This window comes from Bacillus sp. RE35, assembly GCF_052146655.1.
Taxonomy (GTDB): domain Bacteria; phylum Bacillota; class Bacilli; order Bacillales; family Bacillaceae_G; genus Bacillus_A; species Bacillus_A cereus.
This window is the reverse complement of the sequence record NZ_CP197377.1, coordinates 3,080,386-3,103,528: the sequence shown is the minus strand read 5'-3', so window position 1 is coordinate 3,103,528 and position 23,143 is coordinate 3,080,386. Positions and strand designations below refer to the sequence as shown.

Sequence of the window (23,143 nt, the reverse complement as noted above, 5' to 3'; positions counted from 1 at the left end):
CTATAATTTACCAATATAAAAATAAGGTGTATAATAGGGTTCTCCTGGCCAGGGGAACCCTATTTTTGTTGTGAAAATGAAGGAGAGTGTATGTGCGTGAAACAAGGTGAAGCAAGTGTAACGTCGTTAGTATCAGCTTTCGGAAGGGCGTATCATAGTGAATTTGATAATCCTAAAATCTTTGATGATTATGTAGCTAAAGATTTCATTTCACAAAAAGAACGTAACAATATTGAAACGAACATGGTTCAAGGGATACATTTCTTCAATACAGACATTGCACAGCAGTTTCAAGATAATCCACAAGAAATATTAAAATGGATTACACAAGTGCAATTATCACCAACACCTTTAGCACGTGCGGCATATTGTGAAAGAGTATTACTACACGAGATTACGCTGGGAGCGAAACAATACGTTATACTCGGTGCGGGATTAGATACATTCAGTTTTAGACACCGAGAATTAGAAAATAAAATAGAAGTATTTGAAGTGGATCATCCTTCTACGCAGCAGTTTAAGAAGGAAAGAATAAAAGAAGCAGAACTTGAAATTCCAAACAATCTTCATTTTGTTTCAATGGATTTCACGAAAGGATTTTCCTATGAACAGTTACGGAATGAAGGATTTGAAAATAAAAAGACTTTCTTTAGCCTTTTAGGTGTTACGTACTATTTAACGAAAGAGGAACTTGCTAGTTTAATAGAGTGCTTGTTTGAGATAGTTCCAGTAGGGAGTTCTATCGTTTTCGATTATCCCGATGAAAACTTATTTACGAAAAAAGGACTGTCCAATCGAGTTGAAAATATGGTGAAAATGGCTGCGGTAGGCGGAGAACCGATGAAATCATGTTATTCTTATGCTGAAATGGAAGCACTGTTAGAGAAGGCGGGCTTACTCATTTATGAGCATTTATCACCAGAGGACATAAATACATTATATTTTGAAGGACGAAATGATTATTTGAAAGCTTTTGAGACGGTGCATTATGTACATGCGGTGAAGAAATAGGAATTAGTAGGCATGGGGAGGGATCTCTGTGTCTTTTTTTGTGGAGAAAGGAAAAAGAATTGAATGATGGGAACGATATTTTATAAGGAGGAAAGGTTTTATAACAAATATATTGGATTAAATATAAAAAATGATAAAAGAGGAATAACGTGAAAATATAACATGTGTTAATCATTGAATATTTGAAAAACTGAATTAGTTTTATAATAAAAGTAAGAATCCACTTTTATTCCTATTAATTAGAAAAACTGGTAAAATGAAAATGATTATTTTCCAGTTTTTCACCAAAACTATTAAAGAAACAAAAATAACATATAAAAAGAGGTGTTTTTATGGTATCAGTTACTCAAAGGATTTCTAAAATTAAACAACCCAGAGGTGGATACATTAAACCTAAAGATTTCAATGTTATAAAATTAAATGATGATATTATGTTGTATGAAGAAGAGAATATACATAGTACTTTAATTGGGCTAGTCGTTGATTATCTTACTCGTTTTATTATGGGAACTTCCTTAAAAAAAGCTTTTAGAATTTCTTTTCTAGGTGCATCGAGGGTTAATGAGGACGATTATGCAGAAGAATTATTAAGTGGAATTAATGGTCTTGATGATAGTTCGATAGAAAATGCGTGTAAATTAGTAGGATTTGATACAGCTTTTAGAGCTGGTATTGCAACTTATAAGCCAGTCCATAATATTCAGCCAGATGTTTCTACTATTTCTAATATTAGAAACATGGTAGAGCGTAGTAGAAGTTTTAATGATAATTTTGGACCGATTGTAAAAGATGGTTTCACTTTTGAAGGGGGATATACCCAACTTATATCAAGTGGAGATGGTGATTTTTTAACTGAAACGACTTTATGGGATTTTAAAGTTTCAAAGAAAGGTCCGACTAATAAACACACTTTACAGTTGCTTATATATTATTTAATGGGTGTACATTCTATTCATTCGGAATTCAAACAAATTGAAAAACTAGGGATATTTAATCCTCGATTAAATAAAGTTTATTTATTAGAGATAAATGCGATATCTAATGAAATTATCAATGAGGTTAATACTACTGTTATAGGATATTGATGAATTATTCTTCAGAGATTGTAGATTCATAGTGTAGCTGTGTTTATTCGATTTGAGATGTACTACGTCTTCAATTAGAATAAACAATAAGTTCTAATGGATATTTCATTAAGATATGTCACAAATATTTTATTATAAATGTATTAGGTAATAAGAAATTAGGGTTACGTGACTTCTTTAACGACTTATAAGTGGACACTTTATAAGCTCTTTTTTAATTGTTATATACAAGATTCATTAATGTAAAAGACGTATATTCGCATAATCAAAAAAAGATACGAGGTATTATTATGTTAATTTCTAAACTCCATATAAGTAATTTTAGATCGTTTGGATATGAATCACAAATGCTAGAAACTGAAAATTTAACAGCACTTATTGGTGCCAATAGTTCTGGTAAAACAAGTCTAATCATGGCCTTATTAAGATTATTTGGACAAAAAAACACAGATAGAACTTTAATAAAAACAGATTTTCATATTCCGGAGGGCGCTGACGTATCTAAAATTAAGGAAATTGATCTTATGATAGAAGCGAAGATAATATTTCCAGAATTAAATTTACAGTCACCTGTTGATGTAAAAACTATTCCAGAATACATTAAGCATTTAATTATTGAAAAGACAGGTGAGGAGCCTTATTTGCGAATTAGGTTAAAAGGTAAGTGGGTACAAGGTTCAACCCCTGAGGGTAATATCGAACAAGAGCTTGTTTATGTAAAAATTCCTTATGGTCATGAAGAAAAAGAAGAAGATTTAACTAAAGTGCCAATACATCATCAAAAATTAATTCAAATGATGTATATACCTGCAATGAGAGATCCAGCCAAGCAATTAAAAAATGCTTCTGGAACTTTATTATGGCGCATATTTGATGGTATTGACTGGCCAGAGAATTTAAATGAAGATATAAAATCGTTAACGTCTCCTATTGAAACATTATTTAAAGAAATTCCAAGTATAAAAGGTATTCAGGGGATTTTAAATACTCAATGGAGTAAATATCATAATGATGGAAGATACTCTAACAGCCAATTCAAATTTAATGGAAATAGTTTAGATGAATTTTTGAAAAATGTGGAAATACTGTTTAACCCTACTATCGACGGGAATTCTGTTAAGGTTGATAGTTTAGGTGATGGTTTAAAATCATTATTTTATATAACTCTAGTATCTACTTTACTTGAAATAGAAAATAAACAAGAAAAAGATGATAAACCTTTACTAAATATCTTTGCGATTGAAGAACCCGAAAACCATATTTCACAGCATTTACTAGGAAGAATTGTTAGGAATCTAAAAGAAATATCTGATAAAGATAATGCACAAGTTATTTTATCATCACATAATTCATCTATAGTTGGAAAAATAGAACCAGAATGTATTAGGCATTTACAAATAAAGAACTCAGAATCAATTGTAAATAATATTAGCCTTCCCGAAAAGAGTGATGATGCACATACTTATATTAAAGAAGCTGTAAAAGCATATCCGGATTTGTATTTTTCGAAGTTAGTGATTTTAGGTGAAGGTGATAGTGAGGAAATAGTATTACCCAAATTATTACTTGCAGACAATATATATTTAGATGATTTCAATATTTCAATAGTCCCTTTAGGTGGCAGATATGTAAATCATATGTGGAAGCTTTTAAATGATTTATCAATACCACACATTACACTATTAGATTTAGATAGAGAAAGAGGCGGAGGTGATTGGGGAAGAATTAAATACGTATTAAAACAGCTTGATGAAAATAATAGATGTTCAGAAGAACTTCGTACAGTTAAATTAATTAAAAAAGGAACAGAAGGAACAGAAGGAACAAGACAAATTTATAGTATGAAAGAGATAGAGGATTTTCATAAAAGGGAGAGTGAGAATATAGGATCACATAATACTTGGATAAACAAACTAGAGAAAGAAGATGTTTTCTTTTCATACCCTCTTGATCTTGATTTTTCTATGTTAATGAGTTTTGAAAAAGAATATAAAAATACTATGATAAATGGACCACAAATTCCGAAAGATATAAAATCACCGGAATATGAAGAGAAATTAAAAAATTCTATACAAGCAACTTTAAAAAATAAAAAAGCTACTGCAGCAACATATTCTGATGAACAACAAAAATTAATGATTTGGTATAATTCTTTATTTTTGGTAGGTAGAGGAAAACCAAGTACACATATAGCGGCTTTAAAAGATATTGAGGATATTGAAATAATAAAAGGCGCTCCTAAAGAACTCCTAAGGCTTGTTCAACGTGTGAAAGAAAAAGTTGGATTGGTAGGAGATGGTATAAATGAATGATAAGGTGTTGGAGCAAGATTGGAAAACTTCAAATAATGTGAAACTGGAAGATTCAGCCTTACTTGCTATAAGAGCTTCAAATCATGTAGCGATTGCTGCTGGACCAGGTGCTGGAAAAACAGAATTGTTAGCACATAAAACAGGTTACCTTATTCAAACTGGGATTTGTCCAAATCCCAAAAAAATATTAGCTATTAGCTTTAAAACAGATGCTGCAAGAAATCTGCAAGAACGTGTCAAATTAAGATACGGTAAAAATGTAGAAAATAGATTTGAATCAAAAACTTTTGATGCCTTTGCTAAGGGAATATTAGATCAATTTATATATGCATTACCTAAAGGCTATCAACCCAAAAGAGATTACGAGATTATTTTAAACGAAAAATCACTAAACGATATAATAAAAGGATATATTACAAAATCTAATCCTTATCATCCTAATTGGCAACATGAATATCATCTTAATAAAGTTTTGGGAACCATGAAAGAAACGGAATTACCAATAGTGGTTTTTGAAAGTGATTTATATTCTTGGATAAACGAAAGACTGTGGATGGTTTTATTAAATGGTAAGGGGGATTTAACAAGTTCACTTACTTTTTCAATGATATCAATTTTAGTTGAGTATTTATTAAAAGAAAACCCATTAATAGTTAAGGCATTACAAGCGACATATAGCCATGTTTTTTTGGATGAATTTCAAGATACAACATATAATCAATATAGTCTTCTGAAAACAATTTTTTTGAACTCAGATACTGTTATTACTGCCGTCGGAGATAATAAGCAACGTATTATGGGCTGGGCTGGAGCTTTACACAATGCATTTGGAATATTTGAATCTGATTTTAATGCAACGCAGCACACACTTTTTAATAATTTTAGATCTGCGCCTAATTTAGTTTCTATACAAAATATCTTTGCTAAATCTCTTAATGACACCCCTATAGAAGTTCTCCCAGTTGGAGAGTGGAACGAAAATGATGGTGTTTGTGAAGTGTGGAATTTTAAAAATCATAATACTGAAGCAATCCTATTAGCATCTTATATAAGTGAATGGATGAAAACAGAAAATTTAAAGCCTAGAGATTTTTGTATCCTCGTTAAACAACAAGAACATATCTATGCAGCTGAAATAATGAAGGAACTTTCCAAAATTAATATAAAAAGTAGAATAGAAAAAGATTATCAAGACCTTTTATCTGAAGAAATAGTTCTGTTTATTATTAGGATTTTACAGTTAAGTTATGAAGAAAAATCTCCTGAATTATGGATGAGTGTCATTGATGAAATCATAGATATAAAATACAGGGATGTTGATCCAGAAAAGATAAAATACCTGAGTATAGAAAACGAATTGGTAAAAATGCTAGATGAGGTTAGAAAACGTTATTCAGATATTGATGTTACAAACTTTAATTCACAATTCACAGAAATATTACAAGAAATTGTAGTTTTTTTAGGCGAAGATAGTATCAAGACAACTTATCCGAAATACAATCAAGCAGGTTATTTTAATGAAGTAATACAAAAAATGTTAGATAAACTAAAATATCAAAATCGTATTTCAATGAAGGAATTATTACAAGAGTTTTGTGGTGAATTTAGTATACCAATTATGACAATCCATAAAAGTAAAGGACTAGAATATCACACTGTGATTTTTATTGGAGTTGAAGATGCTGCATTTTGGAGTTTTTCTACTCAAAAAGAAGCAGATAAAAATGCATTTTTCGTAGCATTATCTAGGGCGAAACAAAAAATGATATTTACTGTAAGTAAAAAAAGAAACATTTTGAAGTTTGGTAAGGAGAAAAATATAGCACAAGCAACTAATAATGTCTCTGAGCTTATACAAACATTAATAGATGCAGGTGTCCCTTCAATTGAAAAATGATTGAGAGGTATTTTTAGAAGAAATTGAATGAACCTTAGACTGTATTAAATAAAGAGGATAGTCTTAGAAAGGGCTTTTCCTTTATTTATAAGTGATGTTATCTAGTATTTAAATTACCTTTTTTTAATAATTTATTTTGTGTATAAACTGACTCTTTTTGAATTTTAGCTGAATATTGATTATTTAGATTGGATCTAATACAACCACTGGAATTGAAAATAAGATATAATAAGTTCTATTTTATCCAAAATATGTAGGTTGTGTAAATATAAAACATGGACTGTTTAACTCTAATAAACGAATTAAATAGTCCACGTTTTATATATTTGTTTTAAATTTAATTATTTGATGGAGGATTTACTTATGGTAATCTCGATTTCGGCATTAAAAGGATTTTTATTAGAAGAAGCATTGGCAAAGTTATTGGAGAATTCCGGATATGCTTTGATTACAAAAGATGTTTTAGATAATCCAGAATTATACCCAGAATTTGTTTCACAGGGAAATGGATTGAATATTAAAGGGCGTGGTGGAACACATCAAGCAGATGTGCTAGGGCAATTTCCTATTGCTGTTCCATTTAATTATCCAATAAGACTATTCTTGGAGGCGAAATTTAGAAATAGTAGAACAGGTATTGATGTTGTCAGGTCAGGAGTAGGCATATTAACAGATTTAAATGCAAATTATCAAACTATTGATTTAAGTGGAGATGAATTGCTAGTTCAACGATATAATTACCAATATGCCATTTTTTCTACGAGTGGATTCTCAGAAAATGCTATTAAATTAGCGGTTGCTTATAAGATTACGCTAATTGATTTAAGCGGAAATGAATATCGAGATTTATTGGAGGGGATAGATTTAGCTGCTCATGAATTAAGAGAATTACTGGAACATGGATCATATTCATTAGCTGATGTTAGGGAGTTTATTCGCTCTGAATTGTTTGCTGTCTATCCAGAAGATTTGATATATAATATTAGCCCCCTAAGAAATGCTTTAAATCCATTTTGGTCTGGATTAATGGATTACGGGGATTTATATTTGGCTTCTATTAATTCACCGTTTTCAATCTTATTGAAGCCTGATTTTCCGCAGGATTTTAGATATTTTATAAAAGAATCTCGAAAGTCGACGTTTCATGTCAATATATATTGGCAGAATCAAAATCAAAATTTATGGCGTATTAGATTAATAGAAGGAAATGATCAAGAGTTTACATTTTATTTACCAAAACTATTAAACGATTATATATTTAATAATAGCAATAGGTCAGATGTGGCATTAAATGCATTAAATGCTAAAGAGCAGTTCTTAGGCAATGTTATTTTTTATATGAAAAACGAGGAAAAGTTTATTATATTTAAATATAGAAGAATTCAATCGTACTAATTAATGAAAAATTGGTATTTTACTCTTTAAAAGGAGAAATGTAATGTAATCTAGGATTCGAAAACCTTATAATCTCTTTATTTGAATATTATTAATAAGATGATTAAATTGAAGGAGTAAGAATTGTGGAAAAGTATCTAATCACTGTACATACAAATTCTGGTGAAACTAAGTTTCTTGATACCGTAATTTCTATATCTAAGTGGCGAATGTATATGAAATATATTTTATCATCTTCAAAAACGAATAAAGAACGATTGTTGGAAACACTGCCTATTTTTGAATTTAAAAAGGTAAAGTGCTTTTTGGAAGTTGTGTAAAGGAGATTAAAACTCTAGGACAGGAGTAATATAGGAGGAATTTAAAATGGGAAAGAGTGAGATGTTTCAGGATTTTAATTTTAAATTAGTAGTAATTGAAGCTTTATTAGATAAAGAGCCATTATTTTTAAAAGAATTAAAAGACTTAATAGATAAGTATACGAATAATTTTGAATGGTATGCAGAAGCTGGCCCGATTGTTGAAATTAGAGCTTTTTTAGAAGAGTTAATTTTGGAAACAAGTGATTTGGAAAAGATTGAATCCCTTTGCTTTGATGGTGGGAATGAAATTTATCATATTTTAAAGCCTGATTGGGACGGTGAAGACAGTTTATTTGATGTAATATCTGTTGAAGGATTTCAAAATCTAAAAAATTTAAAAACAGTGGAATATATTTCAATGTGTTACCCGAAAGTATTAGAACCATTAAAACAAGCTGGAATAGAAATTGAGGATTAATGAAGAGAAATTAAAATGGTAAAGTACTTTATTGAAATTGTGTAAAGGAAATTAAAACACAACATATTAAACGAAGTGATTTATCGTATAAATTTACATTCAGTTAATATTAGTAGGTTAATAGAAAAATTAGTGTTAATTGTTAAATGGGGCGTGTAAAAAAGACAAAATCTCTTAAAAAACACTTAATTTTTTATTCCATCTATCTTTACAATCCCTCCTTATAATGTGAATTGGACAAGCACCTAAGAGAAAGCAGAACATGTCAGTTTGTACATTCTATTATTAGGGGGAGAATTTGTATGAAAAAGACAGTTGCTTCGTTAGCAGTTATGGTGGCATTATTACCGACGTTTTCAGTGCATGCGGAAGGGAAAGAGCAAGCCCGAAAATCAGCTACAACTTTTAATGTTATTAGTGATATTCAAGGGGATTTAGGGGATTTTGATCATGTGCTAAAAGATATGAACAAAGTGACGCCACTTTCTAGAGCGCTTATTATGAATGGGGATATAACGCCGACTGGACAACAGTCACAATATGATGATGTAAAGCGTGTGTTAAATAAAAATAAGTATCCGGAAAATGTATGGTCTACTGTTGGGAATCATGAGTTTTATGCTGGTAAATGGACAGCTGATGGAAAACTCTCTCAAAGTACATGGCCAAATGGTGTAAATGAGGAAACTTTATTTAACCGATATCTGAAATTTAGTGGACAAGAAAAGGTATATCATAAAAAAGAATTAGACGGTTATCCGTTTCTATTTTTAGGAACGGAAAAATATATGAAATACCACGATTCAAAAATGTGGGACGAAGTATATATGAGTGATGAGCAATTAGGTTGGTTAAAACAAAATTTAGAAGAGTACAGTCAAAAAGATAAAAATAAGCCAATCTTTATTTTCTCTCATCACGTTTTACCTGATACAGTATCTGGATCAAGACAATCACCATATTTACAAGATTATTTAAACGTGGATAAATTGTACGATATATTAAAAGACTATCCGCAAGTTGTTTTCTTTACGAGTCATACGCATTGGGATTTAAACTTACCTGACTGGGCTGGTAAAAAGAAAATTAAAGGCGGAGATGAAAAAGGTTTCACTGTTGTAAATACGGGCGGGATTGAAACAGGCTGGATGTCAGCAGGACCAAATGGAGGAGAGAAAACTGCTCCAGATGGCTATTCATTTAAACAAGGGTTACAAGTGAAAGCATATGGTAACGATGTAATTGTGACAGCTTACGATTACAAACGTGATAAGGATATAAAGAAGTTATTAATTAGTGATTCAAAAATTGCGCAGATGGCACCAAATGTAACGGCAGATGATAGTAAAAATATAATTGTCGGTGCAACTGAATATATGGAGTACACTATAGAAGGAACGAATGAGTGGCATACGTATAGTAAAGCAAATCCTCCGAAATTTGATGGAGATAAAGTCGTATACGTACGCCACAAAGGTGAAATGAATTTAGAGCCGGGATTAACGCAGTTACTTCGTTTTTCGGTAAATAAGTGATTGGAGGGAGTCTGCATTTGAATGTGTGGGCTCTTTTTTGTTGATGAGAAAGGGGTTGCCTGTCTGTCGTTTTTTGTCGATAGATTGATATATTAAGAAAATCGTTGATATACTGCAAGTTACGATCGATATATTTGAAAAATCGTTGATATATTGTAAGTAATGAACGATATATTTAAAAAATCGTTGATATAAATTTCATGTACCATAATTAAGTTAAAAGCATTAATACGGTTTTACTTATCAAAATGAAATTCTAATACATTTTTAACCGAGAAAGATGACTTCACCATTTTTACGTGTAATAATAGTAACGTTACATATATTGTGAAAGAAGTACAAAAGGAGCGTTACAATGAATTTAGCTAAATTCCCGAGGAAAAAATATACAGAATCATATACACCAATTGAAAAGTTAAACAACTTTTCTGAAGCACTTGGTGGTCCGACTATTTATTTTAAACGAGATGATTTACTTGGTTTAACAGCCGGTGGCAATAAGACGAGAAAGTTAGAATTTCTAGTTGCAGATGCACAGGAAAATGGTGCAGATACGTTAATTACAGCTGGTGGTATTCAGTCAAATCATTGCCGCCTGACACTTGCTGCTGCGGTAAAAGAAAACATGAAATGTATTCTTGTATTAGAGGAAGGGCTTGAGCCAGAAGAGAAGAGAGACTTTAACGGAAACTATTTCTTATATCACTTATTAGGTGCTGAAAACGTCATTGTTGTACCGAACGGAGCAGACCTGATGGAAGAAATGCATAAAGTAGCAAAAGAAGTAAGTGAAAAAGGAAATACACCATATGTAATTCCAGTTGGTGGATCAAACCCTACAGGCGCTATGGGATACGTTGCTTGTGCGCAAGAAATTATGGCGCAATCATTTGAGCAAGGAATTGATTTCAGTTCAGTTGTTTGTGTAAGTGGTAGCGGCGGTATGCATGCTGGTTTAATTACTGGTTTTTCTGGAACACAAAGCCATATTCCTGTAATCGGGATTAATGTAAGTAGAGGAAAAGCTGAGCAAGAAGAGAAAGTAGCAAAACTTGTAGATGAAACTTCAGCACATGTTGGTATTCCAAACTTTATCTCGCGCGACGCTGTTACGTGCTTTGATGAATATGTAGGACCAGGCTATGCGTTACCAACGCCGGAAATGGTAGAGGCAGTTCAGTTACTTGCGAAAACAGAAGGTATTTTACTTGATCCAGTGTATACAGGTAAGGCAGTAGCGGGATTAATCGACTTAATTAGAAAAGGTAATTTTAATAAGGAAGACAATATTTTATTCGTACATTCAGGTGGTTCACCAGCTTTATATGCGAATACTTCTTTATTTGCGTAAGTGTAAAAAGCATTGGGTATCCAATGCTTTTTTGTTATATACTGGAATTATTGAGAGGTAGGAGGATGATATGAATTCAAATTTAAAATGGATTATATATACGGTACTCGGCATTTCTATTCTATTAATCTTATTTGTGGCTTATGGGGTGTATTCTTATTTTACATTTTAAAAGCGTAATGGAAGTGAACCATAATGTAATGTATGTTATAGTTTGATATGTTAATTAATTACAATACTTTCCACAAGGAGAATACATAATGAGAGCAAAGAAACTAGTAACGTTAGCAGTTCCATTTATGCTGTTAGTCGGATGCGAGGTAGGAGATAAAGATTCTACTCATAAGACTGAGCAAACTAGTAAAGCAATAACAATACTTTCCGAACAACAGTATCCGTACTACATATGTGAGCAAGTGGTAGAGTTCCAATTTAAGAAGGATGAACTATTACTAAACTTAGGAGAATCCTTAAAGGATAAAGAAAAAGCAAAAGCTGTTTTAAAAACATCAAACGAGATAGATAAAATTTTAGATAATATGGAACACATAAAAGTACCTGATACATACAAAGACATTCACAAATCCATACAAGAAGGGGTAACAGAGGCAAGAAAAGCAACGAAGTTAATTAAGGATGCTGGTAAAGAAGATAAACAGAAGATTCAAGAAGCTGCAATGAAAGGTACTGAATTTTTATCAGGTGTAGACGGAGAGCATTGGAAAAAAGCAGTTTATGAGTTATCACAGGAAAACAAAGATGCTTATAGTAAGGCACTTGATAAGAAAGTAAAGGAGTACTCAAAGTAAAACAGTAACTTGTAACAATACATATCCACCTAAAATTTCCGCGAATGCTATGCTAGGAAGTTAGGCGGGAGATTACTGTCCTTAAATGTGGCTGATTAAAGCTACAGCCACATTCTCCTGTTCTAATTAACTAAAAGAAGAACTTCCCCATCCCGATTAAACTACTGATCATTCCTATTCCACTCATGGTGCCTTTTCCTGCTGTAAGTAAGTTTCCAAGCAGTCCTAGCTGACCGTTACCTCCGTTATTTCCCCATCCTATTGGGGCCCACGGACCATCCCATCCTGGAGGGTTTCCAAAAACACCCGAGTTATTGGTATTGAAATGAAAAGGCTTGGCTGGCGGCGATAGTAAAGCGGCAAGCTGACCTTGTGCGAACATCCCTGTATGATTGAATGGTTGGGCCCAGGGGAAGGGAGGTTTTTGAAAATTAAAACCTGCATGACTTGGTAATGGAGTCCAATTAGTAGGGTGACCTTGTGGTATTATCCCTGCATAATTGATTGGCTGCTGCCCCCAAGAGAAGGGAGGGGGTTGGGGATTGAATCCCGTATAATTGGCTGATGAATCCCAACTAACTGGATAGACTCGATAACTCCAATTCTCAGGAATCTTCAAATCATTCATTACCTCAGATTTAGTTATTTCGGGCTGTGAATATAATGAAATTTGGTTAGTATATTGTTCCCCGTTTCCCTTAGAATTCAAATACCAATATTGGTCCATACGCTTATTCTCCTCACTTTAAAAATGTAATGTTAGACTTAGCCTATGTAATATTCCTTTTTATGGATGGTTACATAACTAGATCTACAAGCCTGTATTTAAAGGAATGGGTGCGTGGTCTTTTTGATTTTTCTCGCTGCCTGTAAAATTCCCATTGATTTAAAGTTTCACTTTATTTTAGAAGGGGATTTTCAGTTGCTTATTTTGTGTATTTCAGCCTAATTTAAATTCCGTTAACAAACGTTTTTATAAAGGTTTCATCAAGAAAAAGATTTTAAAATGTTATGTTGGGCAAGTGGAATTGCTAAAAAGAGAATATCCATTCGAAGAGTTTGGCAAAATACTGCAAGGGTAATGTTTTCTTGTGCAAATATGTAAACGATTTAAATGAATCAATGAAATTTATAATGAAGGGGCAATTAAATATATGAGTGAAACATTACATAAAAGAAAACCACCATATTTAATGCTTGTAATCCTTTTTATTGGGGCATTTGTTTCATTTCTAAATAACTCCCTTTTAAATGTAGCCTTGCCATCAATAATGAAAGATTTAAACATTCAAGATTATTCAACGATCCAGTGGCTTTCTACAGGGTATATGCTTGTAAGTGGTATATTAATTCCGGCATCAGCATTTTTAATAACGCGTTTTTCAAATAGGAGCCTATTTATTACATCTATGGTGATTTTTATTCTTGGTACTGCCTTAGCGGCTGTAGCACCGAACTTTGGTTTATTACTTACTGGTCGGATGGTTCAAGCGGCAGGCTCTTCAGTTATGGGGCCTTTGTTAATGAATATTATGCTAGTAAGCTTTCCGAGAGAAAAAAGGGGAACAGCAATGGGGATTTTTGGACTAGTTATGATTACAGCTCCAGCAATTGGACCGACACTATCAGGTTATATTGTAGAGTATTATGACTGGCGTTTGCTGTTTGAAATGATTTTACCGTTAGCAATCATTAGCTTACTGTTAGGGATTTGGAAATCTGAGAATGTCATGAAACAAAACAAAAATGCAAAACTTGATTATCTCTCATTACTATTATCTTCTGTCGGTTTTGGCGGTTTGTTATATGGATTCAGTTCTGCAAGCTCCGATGGTTGGACAAATAAATTTGTCTTAACAACCTTAATCATAGGCGCTATTGCCCTAATTGCTTTCATTATTCGTCAATTAAAAATGGATGAGCCGTTATTGGATTTACGTGTTTACAAGTACCCAATGTTTGCACTTGCGTCTGTAATTGCAATTGTTAACGCGGTGGCCATGTTTTCGGGTATGATTTTAACACCAGCTTATGTACAAAACGTCCGTGGTATTTCGCCGCTGAGCTCTGGGCTGATGATGCTTCCAGGTGCGGTTATAATGGGGATTATGTCACCAATTACAGGTAAACTATTTGATAAATATGGTCCTCGGATTCTTGGCATAGTGGGGCTTTCCATTACAGCTGTTTCAACTTATATGTTGGCAAGTCTGCAAATTGACTCTAGTCACACACATATTATTCTTATCTACACACTGCGGATGTTTGGGATGGCGATGGTTATGATGCCACTTATGACAAATGGTCTTAATCAATTGCCAACTCGCTTAAATCCGCACGGTACAGCTGTTAATAATACGGCTCAACAAGTGTCCGGTTCGATTGGTACTGCTATTCTTGTTACGATTATGAACTCTGTAACAAAAACAAAAGCTGAAAGTTTAATGTCTCATATAGATCCAACAACCTTTACAGAAACTACGAAGGCAATAGTAACTCAGAAGGCTTTATTATCTGGAATTCAATATTCATTTTATGTAGCGCTTGGCATGAATGTTGTTGCACTACTATTAGTTTTTTTCGTTAAACGTGTAGATACAAGTGCGGAAGCTGTCGAGAAGTTAAATCGGTAGAGAAGAATAAAACGTTAGATAATGATTCCTACAAGTTGTTTGCTGATTAGATAAACTATAAAGAAATACAAATTTTTGCTACTAAGGCGCCGGTATTTAAAATGGGAAAAGAACTGAAAGAAGCAGTGACATAATTATATAGTGAAAGAGGACCTGATGTTCATATCAGGTCCTCTTTCATTAGTAACACGGTATATTGCTTATTGTATTGGTTTAACTAAACCACTGATTTTTCAAATACTACAATCTTAAGCTCGTCAACTTCTCTATTTTGGGGTGTTTTAGAAGAAAATAAATCAAAATAATCGTTTTTATAAACAAATACAAGAGATGAGATCCGTTTGCAATTTCTCATAAACATTACAAGTTTAGATTATCTTTTAATACCAACATTAAAAGGCTCCAACTATATTTATTCGCTTCATTTTAATTTAGTATTTTTCTACAAGTTATAAATTTAATTGCCAAGCTTATACGCAATATCATAATCATGAATAGTTAGGGAAAAGATAAAATAAGGTAATCAATTACATATCTTTATTTCATGCTTTTTTGAAAGGGTGTTTTTAATGGAAAAAAAAGTATCTGCCATTCCTCAGCCGAAAACATATGGACCGCTGGGTAATCTCCCATTAATCGATAAAGATAAACCGACCCTATCCTTTATCAAGATAGCGGAAGAGTATGGTCCCATTTTTCAAATTCAAACTTTAAGTGATACCATCATTGTCGTTTCTGGACATGAATTGGTAGCAGAAGTTTGTGACGAAACACGGTTCGATAAAAGTATAGAGGGTGCTTTAGCAAAAGTTCGTGCCTTTGCTGGAGACGGATTATTTACTAGCGAGACTCACGAGCCTAACTGGAAAAAAGCTCATAATATTTTGATGCCTACATTCAGCCAACGGGCAATGAAAGATTACCATGCCATGATGGTCGATATTGCTGTACAACTCGTTCAAAAATGGGCACGGCTTAATCCGAATGAAAACGTAGATGTTCCGGAGGATATGACTCGTCTTACGTTAGATACAATTGGTCTATGTGGTTTTAATTACCGATTCAATAGCTTTTATCGTGAGACCCCTCATCCTTTTATTACTAGCATGATCCGTGCTCTAGATGAGGCGATGCACCAATTACAGAGGCTGGATATAGAAGACAAACTCATGTGGAGAACGAAACGTCAATTTCAGCATGATATTCAATCTATGTTTTCTTTAGTAGATAATATTATTGCTGAACGTAAAAGTAGTGGAGATCAGGAAGAAAATGATTTACTTTCCCGTATGTTAAATGTGAAGGATCCGGAAACTGGTGAAAAATTAGATGATGAAAATATTCGTTTTCAAATTATTACCTTTTTAATAGCTGGACATGAGACAACAAGTGGATTGTTATCTTTTGCGATTTACTTTTTATTAAAGAATCCGGATAAGTTGAAAAAAGCCTATGAAGAAGTAGACCGTGTTTTGACAGATCCTACTCCAACATACGAACAAGTTATGAAACTGAAGTATATACGGATGATTTTAAATGAATCGCTACGTCTATGGCCTACCGCTCCAGCATTCAGTCTCTATGCAAAAGAAGATACAGTGATTGGCGGGAAATACCCAATTAAGAAAGGAAAAGATCGTATTTCTGTTCTTATTCCACAGCTACATAGGGATAAAGATGCATGGGGAGACAAAGTGGAAGAATTCCAACCTGAACGATTTGAAGAGCATGATAAGGTTCCTCATCATGCTTATAAGCCATTTGGAAATGGCCAGAGAGCATGTATCGGTATGCAATTTGCACTTCATGAAGCCACTCTTGTAATGGGAATGCTTCTTCAACATTTTGAATTAATCGATTATCAAAACTATCAGCTGGACGTAAAACAAACATTAACGCTAAAGCCCGGTGATTTTAAGATTAGGATTCTACCCCGAAAACAAACTATTAGTCATCCTACTGTTCTTGCACCTACAGAGGGCAAGCTGAAAAACGATGAAATTAAGCAACACGTCCAGAAGACACCTTCTATTATTGGGGCCGATAATCTTTCACTTCTTGTTCTGTATGGCTCGGATACAGGTGTAGCAGAAGGTATTGCAAGAGAATTAGCAGATACAGCTAGTTTAGAAGGGGTTCAAACGGAAGTGGTAGCTCTTAACGATCGAATTGGAAGTTTGCCAAAAGAAGGAGCGGTACTTATTGTGACTTCTTCTTATAATGGAAAACCGCCAAGTAATGCAGGGCAGTTTGTGCAATGGTTGGAGGAACTAAAACCAGATGAGCTAAAAGGTGTTCAATACGCAGTTTTTGGTTGTGGAGATCATAATTGGGCTAGTACCTATCAACGGATTCCAAGATACATTGATGAGCAGATGGCTCAAAAAGGAGCAACAAGATTTTCTAAACGCGGAGAAGCAGATGCAAGTGGTGATTTCGAGGAACAGCTTGAGCAATGGAAACAAAACATGTGGTCTGATGCGATGAAGGCATTTGGATTGGAGCTCAACAAAAATATGGAAAAAGAGCGCAGTACTTTGAGTCTGCAATTTGTCAGTCGTCTTGGAGGATCTCCTCTTGCACGAACATATGAAGCAGTTTATGCATCTATACTAGAAAATCGTGAACTTCAATCATCCAGCAGTGATAGAAGTACACGACATATCGAGGTATCTTTGCCAGAAGGCGCTACATATAAAGAAGGAGACCACCTTGGAGTGTTGCCAGTTAATAGCGAGAAAAATATCAACCGAATTTTAAAACGTTTTGGATTAAATGGGAAGGATCAAGTTATACTGAGTGCAAGTGGACGAAGTATAAATCACATACCTTTAGACAGTCCTGTTAGTTTATTGGACCTTCTTAGTTATAGTGTTGAAGTTCAAGAAGCTGCCACTCGAGCACAAATACGAGAAATGGTAACATTCACAGCATGTCCTCCTCATAAAAAAGAATTGGAAGCATTATTAGAAGAAGGAGTTTACCATGAACAAATATTAAAGAAACGGATTTCAATGTTGGACCTTCTTGAAAAGTATGAGGCTTGTGAAATCCGATTTGAACGCTTTTTAGAACTTCTTCCTGCGCTCAAACCGCGTTACTATTCTATTTCAAGCTCTCCACTCGTTGCACACAATCGTCTGAGCATTACGGTCGGTGTTGTTAATGCGCCTGCATGGAGTGGGGAAGGGACATATGAAGGAGTCGCTTCTAATTACTTAGCTCAGCGTCATAATAAAGATGAGATTATCTGTTTCATTCGAACGCCACAATCAAACTTTGAATTACCTAAAAATCCAGAAACACCAATTATTATGGTTGGGCCAGGTACTGGAATTGCACCATTCCGTGGATTCTTGCAAGCGCGTCGTGTTCAAAAGCAAAAAGGTATGAACTTAGGACAAGCGCATCTATATTTTGGTTGTCGTCATCCTGAAAAAGATTATCTCTATCGTACAGAACTAGAAAATGATGAAAGAGATGGATTAATCTCTTTACACACAGCTTTTTCTCGTCTAGAGGGACATCCAAAAACATATGTACAGCATTTGATAAAACAAGATAGAATCAATTTAATTTCGTTATTAGATAATGGAGCTCATCTTTATATATGTGGTGATGGAAGTAAAATGGCTCCGGATGTAGAAGATACCCTTTGTCAAGCATATCAAGAAATTCATGAAGTCAGTGAACAAGAAGCAAGAAATTGGTTGGATCGTGTGCAAGATGAAGGGCGATATGGAAAAGATGTTTGGGCTGGTATATGAATGTTTCTTAATTAGATACATATTAACTAATGAACTTCTTTCGAATAAATTTCACTTTATTAGTATAGTGTATTTAGATGAATAGTGATTAACCAGATTATTTAGTATCTACTAAATAAAAAACAGGACCTGATATACATCTATCAGGTCCTGTTTCACATAGACATTATACATCGATATTTTCCACACATTATCAATGTTTGTAATGTAGTTAGTCTTGTGGGTCAGCTATAAAATCAGATATTATTTTTTCGATATCGAAAGGAGTAATCCCTTTATTCAAAGAGAAAATAGTTTCTGCTTCTTCGATGTCTTGAACGAGTTCACCTCTAGCTTCAATATGTAATCGGAACAAGTCATATAAATTCGGTTTAACTAAATTAGTTAAAGCCTTTCCAACTAGTATCATACCTTTTTGATTAGCTTCGATGGTATTATCATAAGTTAGATCTCTTGTAAGAGACAAATCTGTCCAAATCAATTTTCGTTCCTTTAAGTCTAAAATAACTGGAATAGAGATTTGGGTGTCGGCAGTAATATCCACTTTATCTTGAACAGTAGAAGGTTCAAATATTTCACCTGAACCAGGATATTGACGAACCATCCAACCAGTAAAGCATTCTGGTAAATCTTTATATGGTTGGTCTGTGTAAGAAAGCAAAGTCATAACTACATAGCGTCCACCATATTTCAGCACAGACGGAATATCGAAATCAATGAATTCAGATGCCCCCTTTGGTGCAGAAGTAATATCTCCGCTATGGTAGGCTTTGAAATTTTTTGAACGTAAGTTCGTGAAGGATACATGTTCTTTGTATTGCCAATCTTCGTCGTACATTGCAGCAGACAAATCAATGTCAACACGTCCTGTATGTTGTCCATTCACATAGCCTTCTTTCCACCATAGGAAAAAACGAATCGTATCTCCTTCTGGCAAATCTACTTTACTTCCTCGAGATAATGTGCGAAGCGCTTTGCTGGCTGAACGTTGAGAGAAGGGAACTAAGTGATTTTTTAACTGTTCATCCAAAAATACTTTTCCGAGACTTGGAAGTTCTGCGAAGCGATTTTTTAAAGTATCTTCACACATTTTTACAATCATTAAACAAATATCCTCTGAGATAAATGGAAGTGTATTTTCAATACCTATAGCTTTTGCTACATTTCCCTTTGGAAAAAAGGTGCGAAATTCATTTTTATCATTTCGATGCTTAAAATGAGCCGTGAGTTGAAGTAATACAGGAGTAGAAACGTCTCCTATTATACTTAGAAACTCTTCGAGAATATTGAAAACATCTGTTGATGTATCACTACATAAACGGATTAAATGATCCAAGCGTCTGGCAAATTCCCCCGGGCGAGTTTTTAAAAGATTTTTCGCTGTCATGATATCACGATTCAACAAAGCTGCTTCTATTTTTCCATTAAATGTTTCAACTTTAATGTTGTTGCGAAGCATCTCAAATGCTCGGTGGGTTTTTGGGAAACGAGTATGATATTCTGCTGGATGAAGAATTTCACCTAAACGAATCCAACGTTTTTTGTATCGAAGCATATCTTCGGTAATGTTTCCGCATTGCTCTAACAATCCTAAAAGGAAGCGTCTTTCTGCTCGGTTAAACTTCTTGAATCGAACGGAGGATGCTAAACTCACATCGCCTTCAGATAAAGCAACTGCAAGGCGAAGAACATCAGTTGCTGTTTTAAAATACTTTGCAGCAGCATCGGCTGATATTTTTCTGTTTATTAATAAAACCCCAATTATAAAAGATATATTTTCCTTATGAGGAATTACATTAGGTAGAAAACATGAAACATCTTCAGTGTGTGTAATAGCCCATTCTACATCTGTCTTATCAGTTGAGGAAATAGAGCTGTTTGCACGAATCAATTGAGAAATCATTTGATTAAAATCTTCTTCACTTCCTAAGTCAATAACTTTCAAATCAACGCTATCTAAAAGAGGAAGTCGTTCTTCTACTTTTGATACAGGTAGGCACAACGTCACATAATGAATAACGGCATTGATGTATAAATCAGCGTCACTTAAATCCATCATTTGTTGCGGAAAGTTTGGATACATAGGAGTAAACTGAATATGTGCACCAACCATTTCTTTTAAATGTTTTACCAACTCTTTGTAAAACGATGTGAATGCATCAACCGAAAGTGTTTGCAACTCTTCTATTAAAGGCTCGGAAAAAGTAAATCCTAAACTTTCCAAGTTTTTTAAAACAGTGGCTAAATAAATGTTCGGTAGTTTATTTTCTTCTCTTTTTATAATTACTTTCAAACTTCTTCTTATGTAAATAGAATTTTTCATGAGAACGCCAGCTATTCACTCCTTATAAAAGAGGGGAATAGTCTGACTGTCCTCCTTTCAGTGGTAGATTTTTATTTTTACATGCATAAACACACTAATTGTAGAGAAATGCACTGAGGGTATAAAGCTATTTTTTAGTGAAAAATTAGGGGTATAACATTTAGGTGTTAAGTGGTAATTTGTTAATTAAGAAAAGAAAACCTCTACATCAATGGTTGATAAACTAAAGTTTATTCAGGACCAAAGAAGAAAGAGGTTTTATAGTCTAATTATTTTCATAGGAAATTGACAACTCTAAAACAATTTGAAATTTCTACAAAGAAGGAAGAATTGTCATAGCCTATGTGTTTAGCAGGAAAGTAACATCCCTATTTCGCCAAAGAAGTTAGAAGGAAGGAACGTCATAGCCTGCTTTATTAGTATATTCTCTTGCGGAGAGCAATTCAAGTATACAGTCTGATTTTTTAAAGTTTTCCTAAATGGGAATTTTCATGTTTATCCCGTATTAACGGAGGATTTTTATTTTTGATATATTATGGAATGGAGTTGAATGAGTATTATAAATACAAAAGGTGAAATTAAAAAAACAAAAAGAAAAGTATTACTAACTATACTTACTATGTTAGTAATTATAATTGGATTTGGATATTGGAAACTTTTTAGTTTGCAAGGTGTTCCAAAAGGGGAATTAATTCGAACAGTGAAATCTCCAGATGGAAAATATCTCATCAAGACTTATTTTCATAATGCAGGATCATTAAGTGCGGATGCTGTTAGGGGTGAATTAGTTAACCTTGATACAGATTCAGAGAAAAATATATATTGGAATTATCCAGATACCGATCCATATATTGAATGGGTAAATAAGAATATTGTTAGAATTGGAGATCAAACTTTAGATGTTTCGCAGAAAGAAACCTATGATTGGCGTGATGATGATAAGCACGTTAAAGAAATGCCTAAACAGTTTAGTAGATAAAACAAGAAAATTTAAATGTATTTAATCTTATTTGTTTAACAATAGATAGTATTATATGAGTGAAAGAGTCCATTTAAATCTTCTAAATGGACTCTTTTAGGTTTCTAGATACGACTACTGATAAAAATGGAACAAACTTGTTACTTAGGTTGTCTATTAAGTATACGTATAAAACAGGTGTTCATGATAGTTCAATCATTTTATGAAAAGTGAGATGCAAGAAGAGTGATATCCGATACACTCTTTAATTGTATCGATATGTATAACACCTAGAAAAACTATATATTCTTGAAAGAGGTTGAAAATATATGATAGTCTTAAACAAGTTTTTTAACATTTTACATTACAAAAAGATGGTACCTGTAGTATTTCTTTCGTGTGCAACGCTTATAGGCTGTTCCGATGGCAATACTCAGTCTGAATTACCTAAACAAACAAATCAAACCAAACAAGAAACTACTGGTAATGATTCTTTTGCTAAACTTGAAAAAGAATTTGATGCTAAACTCGGTATTTATGCATTGGACACTGATACGAATCAAACCGTTACGTATCAATCAGATAAACGGTTTGCATACGCATCTACCCACAAAGCTTTAGCTGTGGGAGTACTTTTACAAAAGAAATCAATAGAAGATCTAAATCAAAGAGTTTTGTATACTCGTGAAGATCTTGTTAATTACAATCCAATTACAGAAAAGTATGTTGATAGGGGTATGACTCTGAAAGAGCTTGCAGATGCTTCCCTTCGATATAGTGATAATACTGCCCAAAATCTTATTCTTAAACAATTAGGTGGACCTAGTGAATTCAAAAAATCACTGAGAGAAATAGGAGATACCGTTACAAATCCTGAACGTTTTGAACCAGAGTTAAACGAAGTGCATCCAGGAGACGTACATGATACTAGTACCCCAAAGGCATTAGCTACTAGTCTTCAGGCTTTTGCGCTAGGAGATGTACTTTCAACTGAGAAACGGGATTTATTAATAGATTGGATGAAAAGGAATACTACGGGAGACAACTTAATTCGTGCTGGAGTTCCAGGAGGATGGGAAGTAGCTGATAAGACTGGATCAGGATCTTATGGAACCAGAAATGATATCGCAATTATTTGGCCACCAAATAAAAAGCCAATTGTTCTTGCGATACTTTCTAATCATGATAAAGAGGATGCTAAATACGATGATAAGCTTATTGCAGAAGCAACCAAAATAGCGCTGGGTGTCTTAAAAGCTAAAAATAAATAATAATAGTATTAGTTAT

At 33.6% G+C, this 23,143-nt stretch carries 15 protein-coding genes; 13 read left to right on the top strand and 2 right to left on the bottom strand.

All coding sequences use genetic code 11. From position 1 onward, the window contains the following. The first annotated feature begins 90 nt into the window (after positions 1 to 90). The 9 genes from ACTL4X_RS15920 (at position 91) to ACTL4X_RS15880 (ending at position 12,175) form a co-directional block, all read left to right on the top strand. Positions 91 to 1,011 carry a class I SAM-dependent methyltransferase gene (locus ACTL4X_RS15920; RefSeq protein WP_134208291.1) on the top strand — a complete coding sequence of 307 codons (921 nt, stop codon included), beginning with the start codon at positions 91 to 93 and terminating at the stop codon, positions 1,009 to 1,011. Positions 1,012 to 1,343: 332 nt separating this feature from the next. Beyond that, the gene (locus ACTL4X_RS15915) at positions 1,344 to 2,096 is read left to right on the top strand and encodes a hypothetical protein (protein ID WP_137396891.1); all 753 of its coding nucleotides are present in this window, start codon (positions 1,344 to 1,346) and stop codon (positions 2,094 to 2,096) included. 290 nt (positions 2,097 to 2,386) lie between these two features. Next, complete coding sequence (locus ACTL4X_RS15910; RefSeq protein WP_441394922.1) at positions 2,387 to 4,408, top strand: ATP-dependent nuclease; 2,022 nt, start codon at positions 2,387 to 2,389, stop codon at positions 4,406 to 4,408. Next, positions 4,401 to 6,305, top strand: coding sequence for a UvrD-helicase domain-containing protein (locus ACTL4X_RS15905; protein WP_151639875.1), 1,905 nt, complete (start codon positions 4,401 to 4,403; stop codon positions 6,303 to 6,305). Before ACTL4X_RS15910 ends, ACTL4X_RS15905 begins: the two co-directional genes overlap by 8 nt. Before the next feature lie 363 nt (positions 6,306 to 6,668). Beyond that, entirely contained in the window at positions 6,669 to 7,700 is a 1,032-nt protein-coding gene (locus ACTL4X_RS15900) for a hypothetical protein (RefSeq protein ID WP_134995546.1), read from the top strand. 366 nt (positions 7,701 to 8,066) lie between these two features. Further along, positions 8,067 to 8,480 (top strand): DUF6892 domain-containing protein, encoded by a 414-nt coding sequence (locus ACTL4X_RS15895; protein WP_151639876.1) that lies wholly within the window; start codon positions 8,067 to 8,069, stop codon positions 8,478 to 8,480. Positions 8,481 to 8,782: 302 nt separating this feature from the next. Then, a complete protein-coding gene (locus tag ACTL4X_RS15890) occupies positions 8,783 to 10,015 on the top strand; it encodes a DUF4073 domain-containing protein (RefSeq protein ID WP_000754318.1) in 1,233 nt (410 codons plus the stop codon). 355 nt (positions 10,016 to 10,370) lie between these two features. Beyond that, positions 10,371 to 11,366, top strand: a complete 996-nt coding sequence (locus ACTL4X_RS15885; RefSeq protein ID WP_071740811.1) for a D-cysteine desulfhydrase — start codon at positions 10,371 to 10,373, stop codon at positions 11,364 to 11,366. 260 nt (positions 11,367 to 11,626) lie between these two features. Beyond that, the gene (locus ACTL4X_RS15880) at positions 11,627 to 12,175 is read left to right on the top strand and encodes a hypothetical protein (RefSeq protein WP_001201796.1); all 549 of its coding nucleotides are present in this window, start codon (positions 11,627 to 11,629) and stop codon (positions 12,173 to 12,175) included. 130 nt (positions 12,176 to 12,305) lie between these two features. On the opposite strand, the gene ACTL4X_RS15875 is transcribed toward ACTL4X_RS15880, so the two are convergent. Next, positions 12,306 to 12,902 carry a hypothetical protein gene (locus ACTL4X_RS15875; protein ID WP_086400859.1) on the bottom strand — a complete coding sequence of 199 codons (597 nt, stop codon included), beginning with the start codon at positions 12,900 to 12,902 and terminating at the stop codon, positions 12,306 to 12,308. Between the two features lie 427 nt (positions 12,903 to 13,329). Here ACTL4X_RS15875 and ACTL4X_RS15870 point away from each other — a divergent pair, with 427 nt between their 5' ends. Beyond that, positions 13,330 to 14,808, top strand: coding sequence for a DHA2 family efflux MFS transporter permease subunit (locus ACTL4X_RS15870; protein WP_000005108.1), 1,479 nt, complete (start codon positions 13,330 to 13,332; stop codon positions 14,806 to 14,808). A gap of 569 nt (positions 14,809 to 15,377) precedes the next feature. After that, positions 15,378 to 18,575, top strand: a complete 3,198-nt coding sequence (gene cypD, locus ACTL4X_RS15865) for a bifunctional P-450/NADPH--P450 reductase (protein ID WP_441394921.1) — start codon at positions 15,378 to 15,380, stop codon at positions 18,573 to 18,575. A 211-nt stretch (positions 18,576 to 18,786) separates the two neighbouring features. Here the strand turns inward: cypD and ACTL4X_RS15860 are convergent, their stop codons facing one another. Then, a complete protein-coding gene (locus ACTL4X_RS15860; protein WP_137396889.1) occupies positions 18,787 to 20,898 on the bottom strand; it encodes a TerD family protein in 2,112 nt (703 codons plus the stop codon). Between the two features lie 550 nt (positions 20,899 to 21,448). Between ACTL4X_RS15860 and ACTL4X_RS15855 the strand changes: the two genes are divergently transcribed. Both ACTL4X_RS15855 and bla read left to right on the top strand, forming a co-directional pair. Continuing rightward, positions 21,449 to 21,877: a DUF5412 domain-containing protein gene (locus ACTL4X_RS15855; protein WP_000022543.1), complete on the top strand. Its 429-nt coding sequence runs from the start codon at positions 21,449 to 21,451 to the stop codon at positions 21,875 to 21,877. Positions 21,878 to 22,185: 308 nt separating this feature from the next. Then, positions 22,186 to 23,127, top strand: coding sequence for a class A beta-lactamase (gene bla / locus ACTL4X_RS15850; protein ID WP_000636463.1), 942 nt, complete (start codon positions 22,186 to 22,188; stop codon positions 23,125 to 23,127). Positions 23,128 to 23,143 lie beyond the last annotated feature (16 nt).